Source organism: Rothia nasisuis (assembly GCF_928381405.1).
GTDB classification, from domain to species: Bacteria; Actinomycetota; Actinomycetes; order Actinomycetales; family Micrococcaceae; genus Rothia; species Rothia nasisuis.
Window position 1 is genome coordinate 28,923 of sequence record NZ_CAKMSB010000009.1, and the last position, 21,255, is coordinate 50,177.

Consider the following 21,255-nt stretch of genomic DNA (forward strand, 5'->3'; position numbering starts at 1 on the left):
TATTTCTCACGGACTGATTGGTGGCAGGCTACCCTCATGCCGCTTGCCCACCGTGAGGTGAGGCAGGTAGACGGTAGTTAACTGCTTACGGGAAACCTAGACTAGGCCCAGGTCGCGGGCCAGCATGTCGTCTTCGGTCTCCCGGCGGATTATCGCGCGGGGGGCGCTGCCTGCTACAGTTGCGACAACCGGCGGGCGGGTGAGGTAGTTGTAGTTGGAAGCCATGACGTGGTTGTAGGCACCGGTGGCCGGAACAGCCAGAATATCGCCTGCCTCCAAATCAGCTGGCAGGTAGCAGTAGCGAATCACAATGTCACCGGATTCACAATGCTTACCCACCACACGGCACAGTACCTGCTCACCCCCCGGAGCCCGGTTGGCTAGGGTCACGGCATAGTCGGACTCGTAAAGCACCGGGCGGGGGTTATCACTCATGCCACCATCCACCGAGACGTAGCGGCGCACTCGAGTGTCGCCGTTTTCGTCTTCGATGGAGACATCTTTGATGGTACCAACCGTATAGAGGGTGATACCGGAGGGGCCAGAGATGGAACGGCCCGGCTCAAAGGAGAGGTGGGGAATGGTCATACCCACCTTGGCGCAGGTCTTAGAGACCATGTCAGCCAGTTCAGTGGCGATATCAGCTGAACTGCGCGGATTATCCTGCTCGGTGTAGCCGATACCGTAGCCACCGCCCAGGTCAATCTCGGGCAGCACCACACCAAAGCGCTCATTGAGCTGTTGCATGTAGGTCAGCACCTTCTCAGCTGCCCTGCCAAAGCCCTCGGCCTCAAAAATCTGGGAGCCAATGTGACAGTGCAGGCCGCGCAGGTCAAGGTGCTCACTCCTGATAGCCAGGGCAGCAGCAACGGTAGCGTAGGCATCATCAGCTGTAATACCCAGCTCAATCAGCTCAGCAAGCTCCAGACCAGCCAGGGGCGCGGTTCCAGGCGCCAGAGACTGGCCAAACTTCTGATCCTCGTGAGCCGTAGCAATGAAGTCATGGGTGGAGGCATGGACGCCAGGGGTCACACGCAGCATAACGGGCGCAACCACACCCAGCTCGGCTGCCACCGACTCAATCAGCCGAACCTCGGGCACCGAGTCTGCCACTATGCGTCCTACCCCGTAGCGCAAGGCACGAGCAATTTCGGGTGCCGACTTATTGTTACCGTGCAAGGCAATTTTGGCACCGGGAACCCCGGCCCGCTGTGCAATAGCCAGCTCGCCGCCGCTGGCGGTATCCAGGCAGAGGCCCTCTTCTTCTGCCCACTTGGCGACAGCGGTAGCCAAGAAGGACTTACCGGCGTAGTAGACCGACACCTCAGCACCGTGAACTTCAAAAGCGGCCTCAAAGGCCGAGCGAAACTCAGCAGCACGAGCGCGGAAGGTGGTCTCAGAGAAGACATACTCCGGGGTGCCGAAGTCGGCAACCAGCTGGCTGACGGGGGTTCCATCCACCTCGAGCTCGCCACTGTCGGAGCGGGTGAAGGAGGGCATCCAAATCACCGGGTCGAGGGTAGCAGGGTACTCGGGGTAGCTCAGCCAGTCTGGCTTGAGCAGGGCGGGTTCAGCTCCCATAAAGACGGGGCTCCTTACATTTTTTCGGGGGCAGTAACGCCCAGCAGGCCCAGGCCGTTAGCCAGCACCTGGCGGGCAGCATTGTTGAGTAGCAGGCGGGTGCGGTGCAGATCGGTGACCTCTTCCTCGCCCCTGGGGGCGACGTGAGAGACCCCGTACCAGCGGTGGTAGGCACCGGCCAGGGTTTCCAGGTAGCGGGCCACGCGATGGGGCTCACGGAAGTCAGCGGCTTCCTTGACAGCACCGGCAAACTGGCCCAGGGCTGCCACCAGAGCGTTATCGGCCTCAGAGTCTAACAGGGCAGTATCAACGGACTCAGTGGTGACGCCAGCAACCTGCGCATTCCGGGCGATAGCGCAGGTGCGAGCGTGGGCATATTGCACGTAGAAGACCGGGTTCTCGTTGGACTGCCTGGTCAGCAGATTCAGGTCAATATCGATGTTGGAGTCAACCGAGTAGCGGGTTAGCGAGTAGCGAGCTGCGTCCACGCCTACGATTTCGACCAGGTCTTCGAGGGTGACCACGGTACCGGCGCGCTTGGACATGCGCACGGGCTTACCGTCCTTCACCAGGTTCACCATCTGGCCAATCATGACCTCCACCATGTCAGGGTCATCGCCCAGGGCAGCCGCAGCAGCCTTCAGACGCGCCACATAACCATGGTGGTCAGCACCCAGCATGTAGATTGCCAGGTCAGCAGGGTTCTCTGCGCGCTTGGTCTTATCTTGGAAGTAGGCAATATCACCCGCAATATAGGCAGCATTACCGTCAGACTTAATGACCACGCGATCCTTATCGTCGCCAAAGTCGGTGGACTTAAGCCACCAGGCTCCGTCCTTGAAGTATAGGTTGTGCGACCCTTTCAGCTTTTCCAGCAACTCGTCAACCTTGCCGTCTTCAAAAAGGGAATTTTCATGGAAGTAGACATCGAAGTCGACCCGGAAGTCGTGCAGGGATTCCTTGATCTCCTCGAACATGAATTTAACGCCGGTCGCGCGGAAGACCTCTTGGGGATCTTCAGTGTCAAGTGCGTCGGGGCGCACCTCTAGCACCCGGTTGGCGATATCGGTGATGTACTCGCCACCGTAGCCGTCCTCGGGGGCCTCTTCTCCCCTGGCACGAGCCAGCAGAGAGCGGGCGAAGCGGTCAATCTGATTGCCGTGGTCGTTAAAGTAGTATTCGCGCACAACTTTTGCGCCCTGGGAGATGAAGATACGGGCCAGGGAGTCACCCACGGCGGCCCAGCGGGTACCACCCAGGTGAATTGGGCCAGTGGGGTTAGCCGAAACGAACTCAAGGTTGATGGTCTGACCGGCCAGGGTGTTGTTGGTGCCAAAAGCTGAGCCCTGCTCAACGATGGTCCTTGCCAGCTCACCGGCTGCGGCTGCGTCCAGAGTGATGTTGAGGAAGCCGGGGCCAGCGATATCGACTCTTGCCACACCGGGGAGATTGGTGATGCGGACGGCCAGAACCTGCGCCACCTCTCGCGGGTTACGCCCGACCTTCTTGGAAATTTGCAGGGCGATGTTGGTGGCCCAGTCACCGTGGTCGCGGTTCTTGGGGCGCTCTACGCGCACAGCGGGGGCGCTCTCGCCTTCGTTCAGGGTCAGTTCACCGGCGTCAAATGCAGCCGCCAGGGCGCCATCAATGGCACTGGAAAGTTCTTCGGGAGTCATAGGGACTAGTTTACAGGGTGCGGCACGCAGGGAGCGGAGCAGGCCACCGTCTACCACCCTCAACTGGGTGCCAGCTATACGCTGATCTCCTTCATTCCGCTGCACCTGAGGGAGACTTTCCTGGTCCCTTCTGAAGTGGCCTAATCGGCAAGTTGCGCTCTCACCCACTCAATGATTCGCTCCCAGACCGTATCACTGGCATAGATAGCGGCGTCTGCGTGCTCAGCTCCCCCAATCATGGTCAGTTCGGTGGGAATCTTAGCCGCCGAGAGGGCCCGGTGGGCCGCAACCGACTGGTTGGGTGGTACGCAGGTATCACCCGAACCGTGAAGGTAGTAGACCGGGGCATGAACACGTTCACCTGTTGTCTGGGCTGTGCGGGCGTAATCAATCGGGTGGGCCTTGGCCCAGTTAATTTCTGCTTGCGAACCTGCCGGAGCCGGGTAGGTCGAGCCAAGCAGGCGCCACTCGGCGCCGTCGTCCTCGGGGTGATCCCGGGGAAAGCCCCAGGCGACGCGGTCATCAAAGATTGTACGCAGGTCGCTGACTCCGTAGATAGAGACTGCGCAGCGTGCGGACGCATTCGGCTGCCCCTGCATAGCGCGGGCAGCGAGCACAGGGGCTGAGAGCCCTTCGAGATAGGGCTCCTGGAGGTGGCCTGTAGCGGCGGCCAGCTGGACCAGGTGCCCTCCGGCTGAGCCGCCTGCCAGGGCTATGCGGGCCGGGTCGATGTTGAAGTCTTGTGCCCTGGCTTTGAAATAGCGGATGGCGGTTTTGAGGTCGTTGATTTGTGCGGGGAAGAGAGCCTCGTGGCTGAGGCGGTAGTTGATGGAGGCAGTGGCAAAGCCCGCGTGGGCGAAGCGCTCACGCACCCGATGTAGGCCGTTATCGGCGAGGAGGAAGGAGGATTTGTCGCCAAACCGCCAGGCGCCTCCGTGGACGTAGATGAGTAGGGGCGCGGGCTGGTGACTTTCACAGGCAGTCGCGGGAGGGTAGAAGTCGTAGTCATGGGCAGGGTTGGTGGTGCCTGCGTAGTTGCCTGTGAGGTTAGGGGTGATGGGCTGCACGCTCATGGTTGTCCCTTGGCTGGTATGTTTGGTGCGTCCTTGCTGAGTTCTACTGTAGCGGGTTTGGGCTGTGCGTTTGGGTTAGGGGCTGGGGTTTCTGATAAAGTATGTGGAGTCGAACCCCTGGTTTGATGTTGCCCTCGTAGCTCAGTGGATAGAGCACCAGTTTCCGGAGCTGGGTGTCGAAGGTTCGAATCCTTTCGAGGGCACAAAAAGAGAAGGTATGCCAGAATGCGCGAAGCGCTGGCATACCTTCTCTTTTTGTGCCCGGCGTGAAGAAAGGCCCCAGTGGGGCCTTTTAGCCGGCTAAACATAAGCAGAGCCAGAATGCGCGAAGCGCTGGCGTACCTTCTCTTTTTGTGCCCGGCGTGAAAAACGCCTCACCCACTATCTATCCGCACTTATTCTGATTTAGCCGCAACTAGTTGCGGGTTTTTCAGAATAAATGCGGGGGCTTTTGTTTCAAGGTAGGGTCTTCGCGAGAGAAACAATTGGTGCGACAGCTGGGGAGTAGTCATGCACAGTGATGCCTTATTTGGCCCGAGTGAGGTGAGTTCCGGTAGTTTAGAGTTACCTGAAGGTGCCTTCTATGTTCCGGCTTTTCTTAGCTTAGAGCAGCAGGCCTGGATTGTCGGCCGTTTTCAGGAATGGGGGCGTGGCCCTGTCCCTCCCCACTCCACCTTGATTGCTGGTCACCCCATGAGCGTCAAAACCGTCTGCCTGGGCTGGCATTGGAGTCCTTCTTCTTACACACGCATCGCCCACGATGTAAATGGTCAGCCGGTACCGCCGGTTCCTGATTGGCTGGTAAGACTAGGGCGTCGAGCGCTGGGGGTTGCAACCGGTGATTTTGAGCAGGCGGAAGCCTACACTCCTGATGTTGCTTTGGTGAACTTTTATCAGAAAGAGTCGACCATGGGCATGCATCAGGATAAGGACGAAAAATCCAGTGCCCCGGTAGTTTCGTTATCAATAGGTGATTCCTGCCTATTCAGGCTGGGTAATACGCTAACGCGGTCGAAACCCTATCGGGACTTAATCTTGAACTCCGGTGATCTCTTTGTTTTTGGTGGCCCTTCACGTTTTGCTTTTCACGGTGTGCGCAAGGTCTATGAACGGACGGCCCCAGGCGGGTGTGGGTTACCGTCAGGCCGTATCAACATTACGCTAAGAGAGACCGGTTTTTAGTTCACTCTTTCATCCGCATTTATTCTGATTTACCCGCAACTAGTTGCGGGGTTTTCAGACTAAGTGCGGGGATTTGGCGCGACCAGTTCTATTTCGAAGGTAGCGGACGGTGCCGTGAAGGCCAGGTGGTTGAGACCGGCGTGGGTGCGGTCGTGGGAGCCACTGGTATCGGGTGATTCTTCGAGGACGAGGTAAGAGCCGTCGGGAGCCTGCCAGGAGATTCCACCAGGCCATTCCTGGTAGGTTGTCCAGCCTAGTTGCTGGGTGAGCCAGCCCCAGGAGGGCAGGGCTGTTTCCAGAGATTCGGTCCAGAGTTCTACGTGGTGGAAGCCGGGGCGGAAAACCGCCTCCTGGTGGCACAGACTGGCCGGGGCACGTCCGTCCTTACGAAGCCTAGCGGCGAGAACCGCGTCGTAGGTCTGCCCGGCGTAGAGGAATTTTTCCCGCTCGATTCCTTCAATCTGGAAGCCGGCCGCAGCGGCAACGGCTCCGCTGGCGGGGTTGTTAGTGCGGTAGCCCAGCTCTAGGCGGCGGAGGCGGGGCGAGGGCAAGGACGCCAGCAGACCGGTATCGAGGACAGGCGAAGTAGCTGCCGGGCTGGTTTCATCTAAAGCCCAGTTGCAGACGGCGGTAAGGGCAGCTTTGGTGTAGCCTTGCCCGCGGTAGGGGTCAGCAATCCAATAGTAGACCCAGGCCCTGTCCCAGGCTCCAGTATCACTGCGGGCCGTAAAGTTTAGCCCGATGAGCCCTGCGGGCCTCCCTTCATCGCTGAGGCAGAAAATAGCCCGGTTTTCAGCCGGTAGGTAGCTGGTTTCGATGAGGTTCCGGGCGTCCTGTTCACTGGTCAGGGCTGGCATCTGCCGTTCAAGTTCTGAGGACGTTCGATAAACCGAGAGAAGGTGAGGGGCGTCAGTCAGTGCCCAGTAGCGTAACTCCATGTGCCTAGTGTAGGTCAGGTGCGGGTCGACGGAAGGCAGCCCAGACTGCTGCTATCGCGCCGATGGCCAGGGCGAACCAGAGGGTAAAGAGGGCATCGAATATGAAGTCCTGGGGGTCGATGCGGGGTAGGCCTATTCCTAGCCCGAACACCGCGCCCAGCAGAAAGGCACCGGAGGGGCGAGCCGTAAACTGCCGGCGGTAGATGTGATGGAGGCCGGGGCCGGGGAAGCGCAGGGCAGCCAGGCTAATCACGGTCAGGACAACTGCCCCGATAGTCATTCCGATGAGATAGGGCGTCAGTTCTTGCTCTGGGAGCGCTAAAGCCCTCAGCAGACCAATTACACCGCTAATTGAGGCCCCAAAACCCGCGACCAGGGTGAGATAGAGTGCTTTCGTCATTGAATACTCCTTTCGACTCACCCTCTTAGCCTACCAAATTACTAAGCAGGGCTACTAATTTGAAGCCGGGTAAACTAGGGGCGAAAAGTTCAGCTTTCGCACCAGAAAAGAGAGTGACATGGCAGAAGCCGTCAACACCCCGCACATCGCCCCCAACGGCGCTGAAATTGCCGAGACCATCCTGCTGCCCGGTGACCCCCTGCGCGCCAAGTTCATCGCCGATACCTACCTTGAGAACGTCGTGCAGTTCAACACCGTGCGCAACATGTTTGGCTTCACCGGTGGTTACAAGGGCCAGCGTATCTCGGTGATGGGCACCGGCATGGGCATTCCGTCAGCTAGCCTCTACACCCACGAGCTCATTCATACCTTTGGCGTGAAGAACCTGATCCGTATCGGCACCTGCGGTGGCATGGCAGAAGGTCTGGACCTCTTCGACCTGGTCGTCGCCTCAGCAGCTTCAACCGACTCTAACTTCATGCACCACTACAAGCTCCCCGGCACCTTTGCCCCCACCGCGTCCTGGCCCCTGCTATCGGCTGTAGCCAAGGAGGCCGAGACCCAGGGCAAGACCCTGAACGTGGGCAATGTGCTGTCCTCGGACGTTTTCTACCGCTCTGACTTCTCAGATGCTTCCAAGTGGGCTGAAATGGGTGTACTGGCCGTTGAGATGGAAACTGCCGGCATTTACGCTGTTGCGGCTGCCGCCGGCGTGCAGGCCCTGTCGGTTTTCACCGTCTCTGACCACCTTTTCAAGGGGATTGAGACCACCGCCGAGCAGCGCCAGACCGCCTTTACTGACATGATGGAGCTGGTCCTGCCCGTGGCTGCCAGCCTCTAAATTTTTTCGCAAGGACGCCCGCGCCCCGCTGCCCTGCTAACCAGTACGAGGGTGGGGCACGACTGCTCTTACTCCAAGGTTTATCGACTACAGTCGATAAACTCCCCTAATTATCGATTTTTGTCGATCATGGTCGATAGGCTTCACGCGCCCAGTGAAACCTGCACCGTAGTGCCTGCTCTGCCCTAAAATAGAGGGCAGTATGTCTAGTTCAGATTCTTCCCGCACTCCCGCCCCCTCACTATCCTCTATTGCCGCTGCCATGCACGGCGCGGGCGTCCGTGCATCCCAGCCCGCCGAAACCAAACCTGAGCAAGGCGGCAGGGGGAAGCAGGGCAGACCCACCGCTGCGGAGGGGAAGGACGCTCCCGCCCGCTCCCAGCGTCGGAGCCGAGACTCCCGCCCCCGGGGCCGTCAGGGGCAGAAGAAGCAGAACCAGCCCCGCCGCCCCTACACCCCGCTGATTCCCGAGAAAATCACCTACCCAGAAGCCCTGCCCGTCTCTGCCCGCAGGGACGACATCATGGCTGCCATTCGCGATAACCAGGTCACCATAGTCGCTGGTGAGACCGGCTCGGGTAAGACCACCCAGCTACCCAAGATGCTCCTGGAACTGGGTCTGGCGGAGAAGGGCATGATCGGCCATACCCAGCCCCGCCGCCTGGCAGCCCGCTCGGTAGCAGAACGCATCGCTGAAGAACTGGGCCAGAAGATCGGTGAGACGGTCGGCTACCAGGTGCGCTTTACCTCCGAGGTGGGTGAGGGCTCTGCCATCAAGCTCATGACCGACGGTATTTTGCTGGCCGAAATCCAAAACGACCGGTTGCTGCGCCAGTACTCGGCCATCATCATTGACGAGGCCCACGAACGTTCACTCAACATTGACTTCATCCTGGGCTACCTCAAGCGCATTATGCCCCAGCGCCCCGACCTGAAAATCGTCATCACCTCAGCCACCATCGACCCCGAGCGCTTTGCCCGGCACTTCTCCCCCAGCTTTGTGCCCGGCGTCGGCATTGTCAATGACAGCCTGAGCGCCGAAGAAAAAGAAATCGCCGAAGCCACCCTGCCCGACGATGCCCCGCCCATCATCGAGGTCTCCGGGCGCACCTACCCGGTTGAAATCCGTTACCGCCCCCTGAGCGAGCCCCGTACCGGAGACGGCGGTGAGGACGAAGCCGATAGCGGGGACGGCCTAGAAGACGAAGACCGCGACCCCATCGAAGGGGTCCTTGACGCTATCCGGGAGCTAGCCGAAGAGGCCCCCGGCGACATCCTGATTTTCTTCTCCGGCGAGCGCGAAATCCGCGATGCAGCCGACGCTATCGAAGATACGGTGCGCTCTACCCGCCGGCTGGCCGACTACGAGGTACTGCCCCTCTACGCCCGCCTGTCTATGGCTGAGCAGCACAAGGTCTTCAAGCCCGGCGGCCGCCCCCGCATCGTGCTGGCTACCAACGTGGCAGAAACCTCTCTAACTGTGCCGGGCATCAAGTACGTAATCGATACCGGCACCGCCCGTATCTCCCGCTATTCTGCCCGCACCAAGGTGCAGCGCCTGCCCATCGAGCGCATCTCCCAGGCCTCAGCCAACCAGCGCTCGGGCCGCTGTGGGCGAGTCTCAGACGGTATCGCCATCCGCCTCTACTCCGAAGAGGACTTTGCGGCCCGGGCCGAGTTCACCGACCCCGAGATTCTGCGCACCAACCTGGCCGCGGTCATTCTACAAATGACCGCCATCGGCGTGGTTAAGTCACCGGCAGATATTGAGAAGTTCCCCTTTGTGCAGCCGCCCGAGACCCGCGCCATCAACGACGGCGTCAACCTGTTGCGCGAGCTCGGGGCGCTCGCTGCCCCCGGTCGTGATGGGGCAAACGCCCTCCCCCACGATTCGCGTGGCGCGGACGCCCGGGCACAGGAAGCAGGCAGGGCAGGCGGTAGAGGGGGGCGGCGTCCGTCCTCACCGCTGACTGCGGCTGGGCGAGCTATGGCGGCCCTGCCGGTTGACCCCCGCCTGGCCCGCATGATTGTTGAGGGCTCCAAGCGCGGGGTGGCCAAGGAAATCATGGTGCTAGCTGCTGCCCTGACCATTCAGGACCCCCGCGAGCGCCCAGCCGAGCACCGAAGCGAGGCCGACTCCCTGCATGCCCGCTACAAGGATGAGAAGTCCGACTTCACCTCCTTCCTCTTGCTCTGGCAGTACATCAATGAGAAGCAGGCAGAGCTGTCATCGAGCCAGTTCCGCAAGATGTGTCACCGGGAGTACCTGAACTTCCTGCGGATTCGGGAGTGGCAGGATCTCTTTGCCCAGCTGCGGGAAATTGGCCGGTCAGCCGGTATCACGGTAGAGGGCGGGCGCGGTATCGACCCGGCTGCCAGCGAGACCGAGGTGCATAAGTCCCTGCTGTCCGGCCTGCTGTCGCATATCGGTATGCAGGATGAGCAGAACCGCCACGAATACCGGGGGGCGCGCGGCACCCGTTTTGCGATTTTCCCCGGCTCTGCCCTCTTTAAGAAGAACCCGGTCTGGCTGGTTTCTGCCGAGCTGGTGGAGACCTCCCGCCTTTGGGCGCGGGTGAACGCTCAAATTGAGCCGGAGTGGGTTGAAGAGCTGGCCGGGCCCCTGCTCAAACATTCCTACTCCGACCCGCACTGGTCTGCCCGCCAGGGCTCTGTGCTTGCCCACGAGAAAGTCACCCTCTTCGGTCTACCCGTCATCGCTGACCGCCGCATCCAGTACTGGCGGGTTGACCCGGTAGCTGCCCGCGAAATCTTTATTCAGTCCGCCCTGGTAGAGGGTGACTGGCAGACCCGTCACCGCTTCTTTGCCCGCAATCAGAAGGCCCTAGCTGAGGTTGAGGAGCTTGAAGCCCGCCTGCGCCGCCGCGACCTGCGGGTAGACGATTCTGTGCTCTTTGATTTCTACAAGGCCCGTATACCCGAGCATGTTGTCTCTGAACGCCACTTTGACCGCTGGTGGAAGGAAGAGCGCCAGGTCAACGAGCACCTGCTCGATTTCACCCCCGAGAACCTGATTGACGAAGAGGCCGCCGAATACGACGAATCCCTCTTCCCCCGCACCTGGATAGCCCGCACCTCTGGCGGGGAACTTGCCCTGGACCTGCGCTACGAGTACGCCCCGACCGTGCAGATCGGCGGGGTGCGCTCCTCCCAGACACAGACGGACGGTATCGCGGTACAGGTTCCGGTGCTCTTCTTAGGCCAGCTTGAACCGGCTCCTTTCCAGTGGCTAATTCCCGGTCTGCGTGAGGAACTGGTCACGGCCCTCATCAAGTCCCTGCCCAAGCAGATTCGCAAGAACTTTGTTCCTGCCCCGGACGTTGCCCGTCAGGCTGTTGAGAAGCTGAACGCTGACTTTTCCCCCGCCACCGATTCACTCACCGAGTCTCTAGCCTTGGTGCTGCGCCGCCTGCGAGGGCACGTGGTAGACCCGGCCGAGTTCAGCTGGGAGGCTGTACCCGAGCACCTGCGGTTCACCTTCCAGGTACGCAACCACCAGAACAAGATTCTGGGCGAGGGTAAGGACCTGGTTGAACTCCAGGGGCTCCTGCACGCTGAGATTCGTTCCGCTCTGGCAGCATCTCTCGGTGCTAGCCCTGAAACTATGGGCAAGATGGCGGCTCTTGCTGCGGGTAATAAGGCTTCTGGAGATCAGGGCAACGCGGACGCCCGCGGCGGCTCCGCGCCTTCTGCGGCTCCCAGCGAGGCAGGAAGCCCCGTGTCCGGGGCCAAGGGGGCACAGGCGTCCGCCCAGGTAGGCCCCGGCAGCAAGGCTGTGCGGGAGGTAACGGGACTGACCGACTGGCCGGAGCAGGATCTGCCGCGCAAGGTCGAACGAGTCATTGCCACCCAGACTGTCGCCGGTTACCCGGCCCTGGTTGATGAGGGTTCAAGCGTGGCTGTGCGGATCTTCCCCACCGAAGCTGAGGCCACCGCCGCCCAGCGCGGGGGCGTCATCCGCCTGCTTAAGCTCAACACCCCCTCACCGGAGCGCTACGTCTCTGAGCACCTGAATAACCGGGAAAAGCTGGTCTTCACCCAGAACCCCCACGGGTCAATTGACTCCTTGATTAGCGACTGTACGGTTGCAGCAATCGACCAGCTCACCCCAGCTACCCCGCCCTTTACCCGAGATGAATACACCGCCCTCTTTAACAGTGTGCGGGCCGAGCTGATTGATACGGTCTTTGTGATTACCAAGCTGGTAGCCGATATTCTCTCTGAGACGGCCAAGGTGCAGAAGCTCATCAAGAAATCAACCTCACTGGCGGTTATTCACGCCATGAGCGATATGAAGAGCCAGCTGGAGAACCTGGTTTTCCCGGGCTTTGTGGCGTCCACTGGTGCGGTGCAGCTTCACCATCTGCCCCGCTACCTGATGGCTATGACCAAGCGCATTGAGAAGCTGGGGCCGAATATCAACCGGGATAACCAGCTGATGCTGACCGTACAGGAACTTGAGGATGCCTACGATAAGGCTGTGCAGTCCTTGCCAGGTGGCATGGGCCCAACTCCCGAGTTAGAGCAGGTGGGCTGGATGATTGAGGAGCTACGCGTGAGCTTCTTCGCCCAGGAACTGGGCACTGCCTACACCGTCAGTGAAAAGCGGGTGGGCAAGGCCCTGCGCGAGGCTCTGGAGGTCATCAAGAACTCCTAACCCCGCCCGTCCTTGCCCTAGGTACCAGAAAATTCAGAAAAACCCACGAACTAGGTGGGTTTTTCTGATTTAGATGGTCTTTTCTCTGCACTAGCTGTTCTCGGGTGCATGGGGGAAGAAAATATCCTCAATCCGGCAGCTGAAGACTTCAGCTAACTGGAAGGCTAGGGGTAGGGACGGGTCAAAACGCCCCTTTTCAATTGAGATAACGGTCTGACGCGACACTCCGAGCACATCAGCTAACTGTTGCTGGGAATAGCCTCGCTCAGTGCGTAGTTCTTTGAGCTGGTTCTGCACGGGTTAGATACCCTTACGCTGATAGACCTTGTAGCTCACTAGAAAGACCAGCATAGCTAGTAGGGTGGTGGATGTCAGCAGAAGGGGCGGCGGTACGTCCCAGCCGAAGATAGCAAAGGCTCCAGCGCCCAAGCCCATTGCTGCAATCATCAGGTGGAAGGTCGTTTCTGCCGCCTTTCCATACCAGTGATTTTCGATGCTGGCTTCTGGGTTGTGGGTAGCTCCTTTGATGGTGTTTCGATCAACCAGAACTGCCCAAAGCGTGGCTGCTAAAACCGGAATTAAAGCTAATGAGATCACTGGTACCCACCACCAGGTGACCTGCTCAGCGCGAAGGGCGATAATACCCCAGGCCAGAAGTTGAGCTAATAAAGTTGCGCCCAGAGTGCTGACAAGAAGCAGGGCCCTCTGGCTGCCGCCAAAGCGAGAACGACCCCAGGTGCTTTGGCTTTTGTGGGTGGTCATCTTATCCCCTTGTGTAAAAGTTGCTTTACAGTTGATGTGAAATAAACTTTACATATGGGTTTCAAGATGTGTCAAGCACCCTTTACTAATTTTTAGGACGCCACACCCTACTTCGTCAGATGCGTGCGAGTAACAGCGTCCTGCCCGACGCTGAAACCAACCGTCCTGCCAGAAAGGACCATCTAAATCAGAAATACCCACCTAGTTGGTGGGTATTTCTGATTTAGATGGTACCTACTGGTGGGCTAGGCAGGCACCGAGTCGCCGTAGCCCAGCTCAACCAGAGCGGCCCGCAGCTTTTCAGCCGCCTCATCCATAGTAGCCGCATCGGGGTTACAGTTAGCCTGCTCAAAGGTAAACTCGCTCTGGTCCAAGGCCGGCCACACGTGGATATGGGTGTGGGGCACATCAAAACCGGCAATAATCATGCCGACGCGAGCCGGTTCAAAAGCCTTCATCAGACCCTTCGACACCTTCTGAGCCACCGAGAAGAGGTGGGCCGAGAGTTCCTCAGGCAGGTCAACCCAGTGATCAACCTCTGCCTTAGGTACCACCAGAGTGTGCCCGTATTGGAAGGGCTCAATGGTCAAGAAGGCAACCACCTGGTCATCCTCCCAGATAAAGCGCCCGGGCAGTTCGCGATTAATAATCTTGGTAAAAACAGTGCTCATGGGTCTTGATCCTAAATCTCTACAGTGTCACCGGCGGCCAGGTACTCAAAGGCTGTACCGTACTTCTTACCGAAGTTGGTCGCATGGCCAACAATCATGGTCCGACCGTTTTCGGCCAACAGGGAATCATGAATCTGGAAGGCCCGCGGGGCGCGCACGGCAATAATGAAGTCAATGACCTCCTGAACCTTATTCCAGGGGGCGTGAATCGGCACCAGCAGAGTGCCCACCTCAATGCCGTGGGGCACTACAAAGGAGTCTCCGGGGTGGAAGAGATTATCGTCAATCAGGTAGCCCACGTTATCGATGACCGGTAGCAGAGGGTGAATAACAGCGTGATTGCCACCAAAGGTTTTGATGCTGAAAGCCGAGAGGGTCAGCTGCCCGTCAGCCTCTACAGACTTTGCAAGGGCTTCGGGAAGAGCAGCTAGAACGGTATCGATGACAGCAGCGGGGGCATGAATTGTCACATCTGGGTTCTCTCGCAGGAATGCAATGACTTTACCCTCGTCAAAGTGGTCGGGGTGCACGTGGGTGACCAAAATATGGTTGGCCCCGTCCAGCGCCTGCTCGACCTCGGAGAAGTTTCCGGGGTCGAGCACCAGCACGGCGCCGTCCTTTTCAAGCCTGATGCAGGAGTGGGTGTATTTAGTGAGTTTCATACCTACCACCCTAGTAGCTCCCACCACAGTCAGACTAGTTGCTACCTACGGTTTTATCGAGAGTGTCGAGCACCTCATTAGCAGCAGTCATGCCGGCGTTGAGGTAGAACATTTCATCATCGACCTGATAGGCGGAATTCGAGGCAACTGCACCCAGGCTTGACCAGAGGGCAGCATCGGTCAGTCCGCTAGCATCGCCGTTCTGAGCACCATAGAAGAGGTAGTCACCGTCGGCCAGATCGAGCTGCTCTGCTGAGATGTCCTGGGAGGTATCGGCAAAGGTCTGGGAGTCGGGGCGGGCCAGTCCGGCGTCGTCCGCGATGGAGCCGATGAAACTTGAGACACCCCAGATACGGGTGCGATCTGAGCTGTAGCGCACAAAGGAGAAGGTGGTGGAGTCATCGACCTTTTCGCCCAGGGCTACGGCGCGGGCGGTGTATTCGTCAAGATCAGTCTGAGCCTGTTCAGTCTTACCCAGGGCAGCTGCGATGAGCAGGTAATCCTGCTTCCAGTTGACCCCGGTCCCCTCGGTCACCACTACGGGGGCGATAGCCTGTAGGGATTCCATCAGCGCTTCGTCCTTATTAGTGGAGTTAATAAGGATTAGGTCGGGGGCCAAGTTGGCTATGGCTTCAGTATCGGGAGCTTTTCGGATACCCACGGTTTGCAGGTCACTGAGACTTGAGAAATCATCACCGTACTCTTCACTCAGGTAGGTGGGTATGAGTTCCGCGTCGGTAGCGGTGGTTGAGGCGATGGGGGCCACCCCGAGGGTCAGGACGTCGTCAAGCTGGCCCGTTGAAAGTACCACAACTTTTTTGGGCTCAGATTCAATGGTGGTCTCACCGCCGAAGTGGGTAACAGTACGTGGGAAGACACCATCGGCCTGGCTCGCGCCCATACCTTCGGGCAGGGCGGTTGGGGCACTACCTGTTTCAGTGGTGGTAGTGGTGCTAGTCGAGGATGATTCAGCACTGGCGGTGCTTGTTGTTCCGGTAGAACCACCGCAGGCAGAGGTCAGGGCGAGAGCGGCCAGGGTTGCGCATAGTGAGACAGTTCGTGCTGTTTTTGAAGTCAGAATAGCCATAGATTTAAGATAGGCTAACCTAAGTAAATTTTAAAGTCTCGTCTCATCTAGAGAAATGGCACAGTGCTCCCAGTTTCTTCCACCCATAAACCTGCACAGGCAGGATTCCCTACATCTTCACACAATCCGCAGTCTCTCAGCCCCCGACCGGCCCTTCGCCTCCTGCCTCTGCTGCTTTCCCTGGTGTTGGGGCTAAGTCTTATAGGAATTCTGCTCACTGTAAGCCTAGCGTTTGGTTCCCGCCCCCTACCGGTGCAGGACGTCATCGCCGCCCTACTGACCCCCGATGATTCACTTGCCTCAATCATTGTCTGGGACTTGCGTCTACCGCGCGCCTTAGCTGCACTACTGGTGGGAGCCGCCCTAGCGGTAGCCGGAGTTCTCACGCAAGCTCTGACCCGCAACCCTCTGGCTGAGCCCGGTTTGCTGGGCGTGAACTCAGGAGCGGCCCTGGCAGTGGTGAGCGGCGCCGCCACTCTGGGCATAACTTCTCTGAGCGGGCGCCTCTGGCTGGCCTGTGCCGGGGCCGCCTGCGCCGCTTTGCTAGTGGGCTGGATCGGTTTAGGGCGGCGCATCCCCTCAACCGACCCGCTTGCCCACCTGTTGCTCACCGGTCTGGCTCTGAGCGCCTGTGCTAGCGCCATGACTGGCAGTATCACGATCTTCAATTCTTCTGCCTTTGACTCCCACCGTTTTTGGGTAGTAGGCTCACTGGCCGAACGCACCTATGAGCAGGTGGGGGCTGTCGCCCCACTCATCGGCTTAGGGGTGCTTCTGAGTTTAGTGGTACTCAAGCCCCTCGACGCCCTGCTGATGGGCGAGGATGCTGCTGCTGCCCTAGGCGTACCCGTCTCCCAGGTGCGACTCCTGACCCTACTCGCTATCACTCTGCTCTGCGGCGGGGCAACCGCACTGGCTGGCCCCATCGGTTTCGTGGGCTTGGTCGTCCCTCACACCCTGCGTCTGCTCGTGGGCACCAGCATTAAACGGTTGCTACCCCTATCCCTGCTCTTTGGCCCGGTTCTGGTCTTGGCCTCCGACGTGATAGGGCGCCTGGTGCTCGCGCCAGCCGAACTTGAGGTGGGTATTGTGACCGCCCTGGTGGGTGCCCCCGTACTCCTGGCCCTAGTACTAGGTCGTAAGCGGCCCCAATCCCATCTGAGCCAGTATTCGGGGCAGGGTAGCTCTCTGAGCGAGGCGGACGGCGGTTGGCGGTCATGAGAAGTCTTACCCGACGCGCAAGAGCCAAGCTGGCAACGGGCTGTGCGATAGCTCTGCTTCTGTTTGCCACCTGGCTAGACCTAACCACCGGACCCTATTCCCTGTCTCTGCCCCAGATAGCAGAGACACTGGCCGGGCAGGGCAGTGATCTTGATAGCCATATCCTCCTCAATCAGCGGCTACCCCGCCTGGTGGCTGCAACCATCGTGGGTGCTGCCTTGGGGCTGGCTGGAATGATCTTTCAGTCAGTCTCCCGCAACCCCTTGGGTAGCCCCGACATTATCGGCTTTACAACAGGCTCTGCCACAGGCGCTCTAACTATCATGCTGGTAGTTCCCACCGCCAGTTCGGGATCCCCTGGAATCGGCGTGGCTGCCGGTGCCCTCATCGGTGGTTTTTTAACAGCTATCTTGGCCCTTATATTGGCTAGGTTCGGTAGCCGGGGTCTAGCTAACCAGCTCATTTTAGTGGGTATAGCCCTAGGTGCCATGCTGGCCTCGGTCAACGATTATTTGCTCACCCGAGCAGACCTTGAGGCAGCTGAGGTGGCCCGTACCTGGCAGTACGGATCTCTCAATGCACTGACCTGGTCACAAACCGGTCTTTTAGCGGTTCTCTTGGCACTGACTTTACTTCTGGCGCTTCTAGCTACTCCTAGCGTGCGACTGCTTGAGTTGGGCGATGATTTAGCCGCTGCGCTGGGCCTGCATGTTACCCGTACCAGCTATATTCTGCTCACCTACGCAGTGCTACTGACCGCTGGCTCTATTGCTCTGGGCGGACCTATTGGTTTTATTGCTCTGGTAGCCCCGCAGCTTGCCCGGCGGATCTGGAACACGCCGGGCGCGGCCCTCTGGCAGTCGCCTCTGCTGGGTGCAGTTTTGCTTGCCTGGGCTGACTACTTTGCGGGGCACCTCTTTGCCCCGGTTCAGCTACCGGTGGGACTGGTAACCGGTGCCCTAGGAGGCGCCTACCTACTCTGGCTACTTGCTCGGCCCGCAGCCCGCTAGCCCTCCTTTTCGCTCCGCGCAAGGGGTCGTATCCGCCCTGGGTAACCTGGTGTACAGTTAGGCACAGATGGAGACCGATTACAGATGAGGCAATGACCCGTGAACACCAACTCAACGTCATCAGGTAGCAAGCCAACCGAGATTCGTAATACCAAGCAGCGCCGGGCCGTCACCGCCACCCTCGAAACCCTCGAAGACTTTATTTCGGCCCAAGATTTGCACCAGCTCATGGCCTCCCGCGGTGAGAAGGTCTCGCTGGCAACCACTTACCGCCTGCTCCAGTCGATGGTAGGGGCCGGTGAGGTAGAAGCCCTCAAAACAGAGGAGGGCGAAGCCATCTACCGCCGATGCGACTCTAAGCACCATCATCACCATATTCTCTGCCGCATCTGCGGGGCGGCGCGCGAGTTCGAGATTCCTGAGCTCGAAGAGCTTGCCCTAGCGATAGCCGCCAAGAACGGCTACACCGAGGTTAGTCACATCATCGAAATCACCGGAATCTGCTCAAACTGCGCCCAACACCCCTAGGCCACAGCACTGTAGCACCGTTCCTTCTCTAGCACAGTGCTACCTCTGTTCCGTGGTGAGGACGCTATCGGTCAGCTATCGCAGCGGTAGCAGGGCGAGCACGGCCCGACGCCGAATGGCGCTGGCGGAATGCACGAATCAGGCGGCACACCACAAAAATCAGAAACGAGATAGTGGTGACGTAGGGGCTGATCGGCAGGGAACCAGCCAGGGCCAGCATAATGCCGCCTACCATTGCCGTTTCAGCAAAGACCACCGATAGAATCAGAGCTTTGAGGGGCGATGCCGTTATCTGCAGGGCGGCAGCAGCCGGTGTAATCAGTAGAGCCAGCACCAGTAAGGAGCCCACTACCTGCACTGATAGGGCCGTTGCGATGCCGAGCACCACCATAAAGGCAATAGATAACAGACGCAGGGGAACCCCTTTGGCGGCGGCGACCACGGGGTCAAGTGAGGCAAACATGAGCGGGCGCCACATGAGTGCCAGCGCCGCAATAATGACTACACCGCCGATAATCATGGAGGTCAGCTGGGTAGCATCAACCGAGACAATCTGACCGGTCAATAACGAGAACTTATTGGCGGCTCGCCCCGAATAGAGTGAGAGAAAAAGAATACCCAGGCCCAGGCCAAAGGGCATCAGAGCCCCAATAATCGAATCATTCTCGTGGGCGCGGGCTCCCAGCAGAGCGATTAACAGGGCCGAGAAAATTGAGCCAATGAGTGATCCTGTGACCACGTTATACCCCAGCAGCAAAAAGAGGGCAGCACCTGCAAAAGACATCTCAGCGATTGCATGCACAGCAAAGGCGTGATGGCGGAGCATCACAAAAAGCCCCACAAAGCCACCAATGATACCCAGAATTGCGCCGGCAATAATCGAGTGACTAAGCAGGGTGACGAGCTCGCCGTAGCGGTCAAAGACAAAAACCTTATCGAGAACATCAGACAGAGTCATCGGGTCAAAGCCCCCTTCGAACCGAGCAAGGCGGCACCGGAAAGGGCTGGCTCGCCCATATCCGGTGCACAGTGGTGATCGCCGCCGTGTTCTCCGCCAACCACCACATAACGGCCGTTAGTTTGAATAACCGAAACGGATGTCTGGTAGAGGTCGGTCAGCACCTCGGTACGCATGACCTGCGGCACCGACCCCACAGTAAAGCGTCCGCCTGCCAGATAGAGCAGGCGGTCAACATGGTCGATAATGGGGTTAATCTCATGAGTTACAAAGATGACGGTGGCCCCCTGATCCCTGTTGCAGCGGTGAATGAGCTCAGAAACCGCGTACTGGTGGTTCAAATCAAGGGAGAGTAAGGCCTCATCAGCCAGAATAATCTTGGGATCATTAGCCAGAGCCTGGGCAATGCGCAACCGTTGTTGTTCACCACCTGAGAGCAGGCCAACCGGCACCTTCGCGTAATCGCTAGCGCCCACGGCCTCAAGAAGCTCATCGACCTTGCTCCGGTAGGCCCGGGTTTTCAGGCGGAAGCCCCAACGGTGCCCGTCCACGCCCAAACCCACAAAGTCGCGGGCTCGCAGGGGCATTTCGGTGCCAATTGCCCTCTGTTGCGGAATGTAGCCAAGTGCCGGGTTGCCGAGTGTTGCCGGTGCTCCCAGCACAGAGATACGCCCCTGGCTGAGCTGGGTCAGGCCTAGCACCACCTTGATAAAGGTAGATTTGCCTGACCCGTTCGGGCCCAGCACCGCAAAGTATTCGCCTCGCTCGATGGTCAGATCAAGGCCCTGCCAGAGAGTGCGGTGACCAAAGGAAAGCCCGCCCCCGGTGACTTCAAGGGCAGGGGCGAGCTGAGAAGAAGATGAAGCCATAGGCTTTATGCTACTGCCTTTTCTAGGTTGTCAATATTTGTGGTCATCCAGTCCAGGTAGCCGGTATTTTCGGGCAGAGTCTCGGTAAAGGAGACAGCTGGCACACCGGCCTCTCGTGCAAACGTGTAGATTTCGCTGGTCTGGGAAGTCTGGGTCTGCTCGTTGAAGGAGAGCAGGTCAACCGACCCATCGGTCAGGGTGTCCTTGACCTCCTGAAGGGTCAGAGGAGCGATATCTGATTCGCTATCTACAGCCGCAGTTAGGTCACTAGGAGTTGCATCGCTAAAACCAGCGTCCTCGAGTAGGTAGCCTGAAACCGGCTCAGTTGCCAGGTAGGTCCGCTCCTCGGTGTTGATGGCCTCCAGCTGGGTGAGCAGGGTGTCAGCTTCACCGCTAAAAGCAGCGGCCGCCTGGGTGTAGGCATCGGCGTTAGCTGGATCAAGCTCACCCAAATCGGTTGCTATCTGATCAGCCACCTTCTTCATGGTATCAAGGTCATACCAGACGTGCTCATTGTAGGTGTGAACATGCTCCTCACCCTCTGCATGGTCGCCGTGTTCTTCGGCCATGTGGGCCAGATCTTCAGCGCTGAAGAGGTCAGAAAGTTCAACGGCGTTAACCACCACCTGGTCTGGGTTATCGGCACCGGCCATATCGGTGAGGAAGGTATCGTATCCGCCGCCGTTGACCACGACCAGGTCGGCGTCTTTGACAGTTAGACGATCCTGACTGCTGGCCTCATAGGAGTGGGGATCAACAGCTGTTGAGGCAATCAGCGGAGTAACTTCCACTTTGTCACCACCGACAGCTTTGACCAGGTCGGCATAGACGTCGGTGGTGGTGACGATTTTAAGCGCACCGTCATCGGACGCAGCAGAGCTACTTGCTGCGGTATCACCGGTGCCGCAAGCGGCTAGGGCCAGCACAGATACGGTGCTGAGCGCAAGAGTGGTCAGAGCTTTTTTCATGGCTTTCTTTCTGGACGCTTGGGGTTAGCTACCCTGCCAGCCTACCTCTAACTGCGAATGATTCGCAAATAAGAGAATTGGGGGCTAACCAAAGCCGCCTCCTCCTGCACAGGAGGGGCGGTGAGCGTCCCGGTGACAGCGAACCGCTAG

General features: G+C 58.9%; 19 protein-coding genes and 1 tRNA gene. 7 read left to right on the top strand and 13 right to left on the bottom strand.

Annotated features, from left to right (window positions below; all coding sequences use genetic code 11):
• Positions 1-96 precede the first annotated feature (96 nt).
• The 3 genes from L6966_RS08320 to L6966_RS08330 form a co-directional block, all read right to left on the bottom strand.
• Complete coding sequence (locus L6966_RS08320; RefSeq protein ID WP_083093701.1) at positions 97-1,581, bottom strand: diaminopimelate decarboxylase family protein; 1,485 nt, start codon at positions 1,579-1,581, stop codon at positions 97-99.
• Between the two features lie 14 nt (positions 1,582-1,595).
• On the bottom strand, positions 1,596-3,257 hold the full coding sequence (gene argS / locus L6966_RS08325; RefSeq protein ID WP_237233224.1) for an arginine--tRNA ligase: 1,662 nt from the start codon (positions 3,255-3,257) through the stop codon (positions 1,596-1,598).
• Positions 3,258-3,397: 140 nt separating this feature from the next.
• A complete protein-coding gene (locus L6966_RS08330; RefSeq protein WP_083093703.1) occupies positions 3,398-4,330 on the bottom strand; it encodes an alpha/beta hydrolase in 933 nt (310 codons plus the stop codon).
• Positions 4,331-4,460: 130 nt separating this feature from the next.
• On the opposite strand from L6966_RS08330, the gene L6966_RS08335 reads away from it, so the two are divergent.
• Positions 4,461-4,533: transfer RNA gene (locus L6966_RS08335), tRNA-Arg, on the top strand.
• 307 nt (positions 4,534-4,840) lie between these two features.
• Positions 4,841-5,512 carry an alpha-ketoglutarate-dependent dioxygenase AlkB family protein gene (locus L6966_RS08340; protein WP_083093704.1) on the top strand — a complete coding sequence of 224 codons (672 nt, stop codon included), beginning with the start codon at positions 4,841-4,843 and terminating at the stop codon, positions 5,510-5,512.
• Positions 5,513-5,571: 59 nt separating this feature from the next.
• On the opposite strand, the gene L6966_RS08345 is transcribed toward L6966_RS08340, so the two are convergent.
• Together L6966_RS08345 and L6966_RS08350 are read right to left on the bottom strand one after the other, a co-directional pair.
• Entirely contained in the window at positions 5,572-6,450 is an 879-nt protein-coding gene (locus L6966_RS08345; protein WP_237233194.1) for a GNAT family N-acetyltransferase, read from the bottom strand.
• Positions 6,451-6,454: 4 nt separating this feature from the next.
• Positions 6,455-6,850: a hypothetical protein gene (locus L6966_RS08350; protein WP_083093708.1), complete on the bottom strand. Its 396-nt coding sequence runs from the start codon at positions 6,848-6,850 to the stop codon at positions 6,455-6,457.
• Between the two features lie 118 nt (positions 6,851-6,968).
• On the opposite strand from L6966_RS08350, the gene deoD reads away from it, so the two are divergent.
• Positions 6,969-7,691, top strand: coding sequence for a purine-nucleoside phosphorylase (gene deoD / locus L6966_RS08355; RefSeq protein WP_083093710.1), 723 nt, complete (start codon positions 6,969-6,971; stop codon positions 7,689-7,691).
• Between the two features lie 202 nt (positions 7,692-7,893).
• Positions 7,894-12,369: an ATP-dependent RNA helicase HrpA gene (gene hrpA, locus L6966_RS08360; RefSeq protein ID WP_237233195.1), complete on the top strand. Its 4,476-nt coding sequence runs from the start codon at positions 7,894-7,896 to the stop codon at positions 12,367-12,369.
• 90 nt (positions 12,370-12,459) lie between these two features.
• On the opposite strand, the gene L6966_RS08365 is transcribed toward hrpA, so the two are convergent.
• From L6966_RS08365 to L6966_RS08385, 5 genes are all read right to left on the bottom strand, one after another.
• Positions 12,460-12,666 (bottom strand): helix-turn-helix transcriptional regulator, encoded by a 207-nt coding sequence (locus L6966_RS08365; RefSeq protein WP_083093714.1) that lies wholly within the window; start codon positions 12,664-12,666, stop codon positions 12,460-12,462.
• A 3-nt stretch (positions 12,667-12,669) separates the two neighbouring features.
• Positions 12,670-13,131 (bottom strand): hypothetical protein, encoded by a 462-nt coding sequence (locus tag L6966_RS08370; RefSeq protein WP_237233196.1) that lies wholly within the window; start codon positions 13,129-13,131, stop codon positions 12,670-12,672.
• 245 nt (positions 13,132-13,376) lie between these two features.
• Positions 13,377-13,802, bottom strand: a complete 426-nt coding sequence (locus tag L6966_RS08375) for an HIT family protein (protein WP_237233197.1) — start codon at positions 13,800-13,802, stop codon at positions 13,377-13,379.
• 11 nt (positions 13,803-13,813) lie between these two features.
• Complete coding sequence (locus L6966_RS08380; RefSeq protein ID WP_237233198.1) at positions 13,814-14,464, bottom strand: MBL fold metallo-hydrolase; 651 nt, start codon at positions 14,462-14,464, stop codon at positions 13,814-13,816.
• Between the two features lie 34 nt (positions 14,465-14,498).
• Complete coding sequence (locus L6966_RS08385) at positions 14,499-15,551, bottom strand: ABC transporter substrate-binding protein (RefSeq protein WP_237233199.1); 1,053 nt, start codon at positions 15,549-15,551, stop codon at positions 14,499-14,501.
• 63 nt (positions 15,552-15,614) lie between these two features.
• On the opposite strand from L6966_RS08385, the gene L6966_RS08390 reads away from it, so the two are divergent.
• The 3 genes from L6966_RS08390 to L6966_RS08400 all read left to right on the top strand — a co-directional run bounded on the left by L6966_RS08390 (position 15,615) and on the right by L6966_RS08400 (position 18,310).
• The gene (locus L6966_RS08390; RefSeq protein WP_237224835.1) at positions 15,615-16,772 is read left to right on the top strand and encodes a FecCD family ABC transporter permease; all 1,158 of its coding nucleotides are present in this window, start codon (positions 15,615-15,617) and stop codon (positions 16,770-16,772) included.
• Positions 16,769-17,782, top strand: coding sequence for a FecCD family ABC transporter permease (locus L6966_RS08395; RefSeq protein WP_237233200.1), 1,014 nt, complete (start codon positions 16,769-16,771; stop codon positions 17,780-17,782). Before L6966_RS08390 ends, L6966_RS08395 begins: the two co-directional genes overlap by 4 nt.
• A gap of 99 nt (positions 17,783-17,881) precedes the next feature.
• A complete protein-coding gene (locus L6966_RS08400; protein ID WP_083093725.1) occupies positions 17,882-18,310 on the top strand; it encodes a Fur family transcriptional regulator in 429 nt (142 codons plus the stop codon).
• Positions 18,311-18,374: 64 nt separating this feature from the next.
• On the opposite strand, the gene L6966_RS08405 is transcribed toward L6966_RS08400, so the two are convergent.
• Genes L6966_RS08405 through L6966_RS08415 form a run of 3 tightly spaced genes read right to left on the bottom strand, consistent with a single transcriptional unit; the run spans position 18,375 to position 21,105 of the window.
• The gene (locus L6966_RS08405) at positions 18,375-19,268 is read right to left on the bottom strand and encodes a metal ABC transporter permease (protein WP_083093726.1); all 894 of its coding nucleotides are present in this window, start codon (positions 19,266-19,268) and stop codon (positions 18,375-18,377) included.
• Positions 19,265-20,137: a metal ABC transporter ATP-binding protein gene (locus L6966_RS08410; RefSeq protein ID WP_083093728.1), complete on the bottom strand. Its 873-nt coding sequence runs from the start codon at positions 20,135-20,137 to the stop codon at positions 19,265-19,267. Before L6966_RS08410 ends, L6966_RS08405 begins: the two co-directional genes overlap by 4 nt.
• A gap of 5 nt (positions 20,138-20,142) precedes the next feature.
• The gene (locus tag L6966_RS08415) at positions 20,143-21,105 is read right to left on the bottom strand and encodes a metal ABC transporter solute-binding protein, Zn/Mn family (RefSeq protein WP_083093729.1); all 963 of its coding nucleotides are present in this window, start codon (positions 21,103-21,105) and stop codon (positions 20,143-20,145) included.
• Positions 21,106-21,255 lie beyond the last annotated feature (150 nt).

What these genes read in the sequence shown, in the direction of transcription:
- L6966_RS08385 (WP_237233199.1), bottom strand. Translation starts at nt 15,551, where the DNA reads ATGGCTATTCTGACTTCAAAAACAGCACGAACTGTCTCACTATGCGCA.
- L6966_RS08320 (WP_083093701.1), bottom strand. Translation starts at nt 1,581, where the DNA reads ATGGGAGCTGAACCCGCCCTGCTCAAGCCAGACTGGCTGAGCTACCCC.
- argS (WP_237233224.1), bottom strand. Translation starts at nt 3,257, where the DNA reads ATGACTCCCGAAGAACTTTCCAGTGCCATTGATGGCGCCCTGGCGGCT.
- L6966_RS08350 (WP_083093708.1), bottom strand. Translation starts at nt 6,850, where the DNA reads ATGACGAAAGCACTCTATCTCACCCTGGTCGCGGGTTTTGGGGCCTCA.
- deoD (WP_083093710.1), top strand. Translation starts at nt 6,969, where the DNA reads ATGGCAGAAGCCGTCAACACCCCGCACATCGCCCCCAACGGCGCTGAA.
- hrpA (WP_237233195.1), top strand. Translation starts at nt 7,894, where the DNA reads ATGTCTAGTTCAGATTCTTCCCGCACTCCCGCCCCCTCACTATCCTCT.
- L6966_RS08345 (WP_237233194.1), bottom strand. Translation starts at nt 6,450, where the DNA reads ATGGAGTTACGCTACTGGGCACTGACTGACGCCCCTCACCTTCTCTCG.
- L6966_RS08370 (WP_237233196.1), bottom strand. Translation starts at nt 13,131, where the DNA reads ATGACCACCCACAAAAGCCAAAGCACCTGGGGTCGTTCTCGCTTTGGC.
- L6966_RS08395 (WP_237233200.1), top strand. Translation starts at nt 16,769, where the DNA reads ATGAGAAGTCTTACCCGACGCGCAAGAGCCAAGCTGGCAACGGGCTGT.
- L6966_RS08340 (WP_083093704.1), top strand. Translation starts at nt 4,841, where the DNA reads ATGCACAGTGATGCCTTATTTGGCCCGAGTGAGGTGAGTTCCGGTAGT.
- L6966_RS08405 (WP_083093726.1), bottom strand. Translation starts at nt 19,268, where the DNA reads ATGACTCTGTCTGATGTTCTCGATAAGGTTTTTGTCTTTGACCGCTAC.
- L6966_RS08375 (WP_237233197.1), bottom strand. Translation starts at nt 13,802, where the DNA reads ATGAGCACTGTTTTTACCAAGATTATTAATCGCGAACTGCCCGGGCGC.
- L6966_RS08330 (WP_083093703.1), bottom strand. Translation starts at nt 4,330, where the DNA reads ATGAGCGTGCAGCCCATCACCCCTAACCTCACAGGCAACTACGCAGGC.
- L6966_RS08380 (WP_237233198.1), bottom strand. Translation starts at nt 14,464, where the DNA reads ATGAAACTCACTAAATACACCCACTCCTGCATCAGGCTTGAAAAGGAC.
- L6966_RS08415 (WP_083093729.1), bottom strand. Translation starts at nt 21,105, where the DNA reads ATGAAAAAAGCTCTGACCACTCTTGCGCTCAGCACCGTATCTGTGCTG.
- L6966_RS08410 (WP_083093728.1), bottom strand. Translation starts at nt 20,137, where the DNA reads ATGGCTTCATCTTCTTCTCAGCTCGCCCCTGCCCTTGAAGTCACCGGG.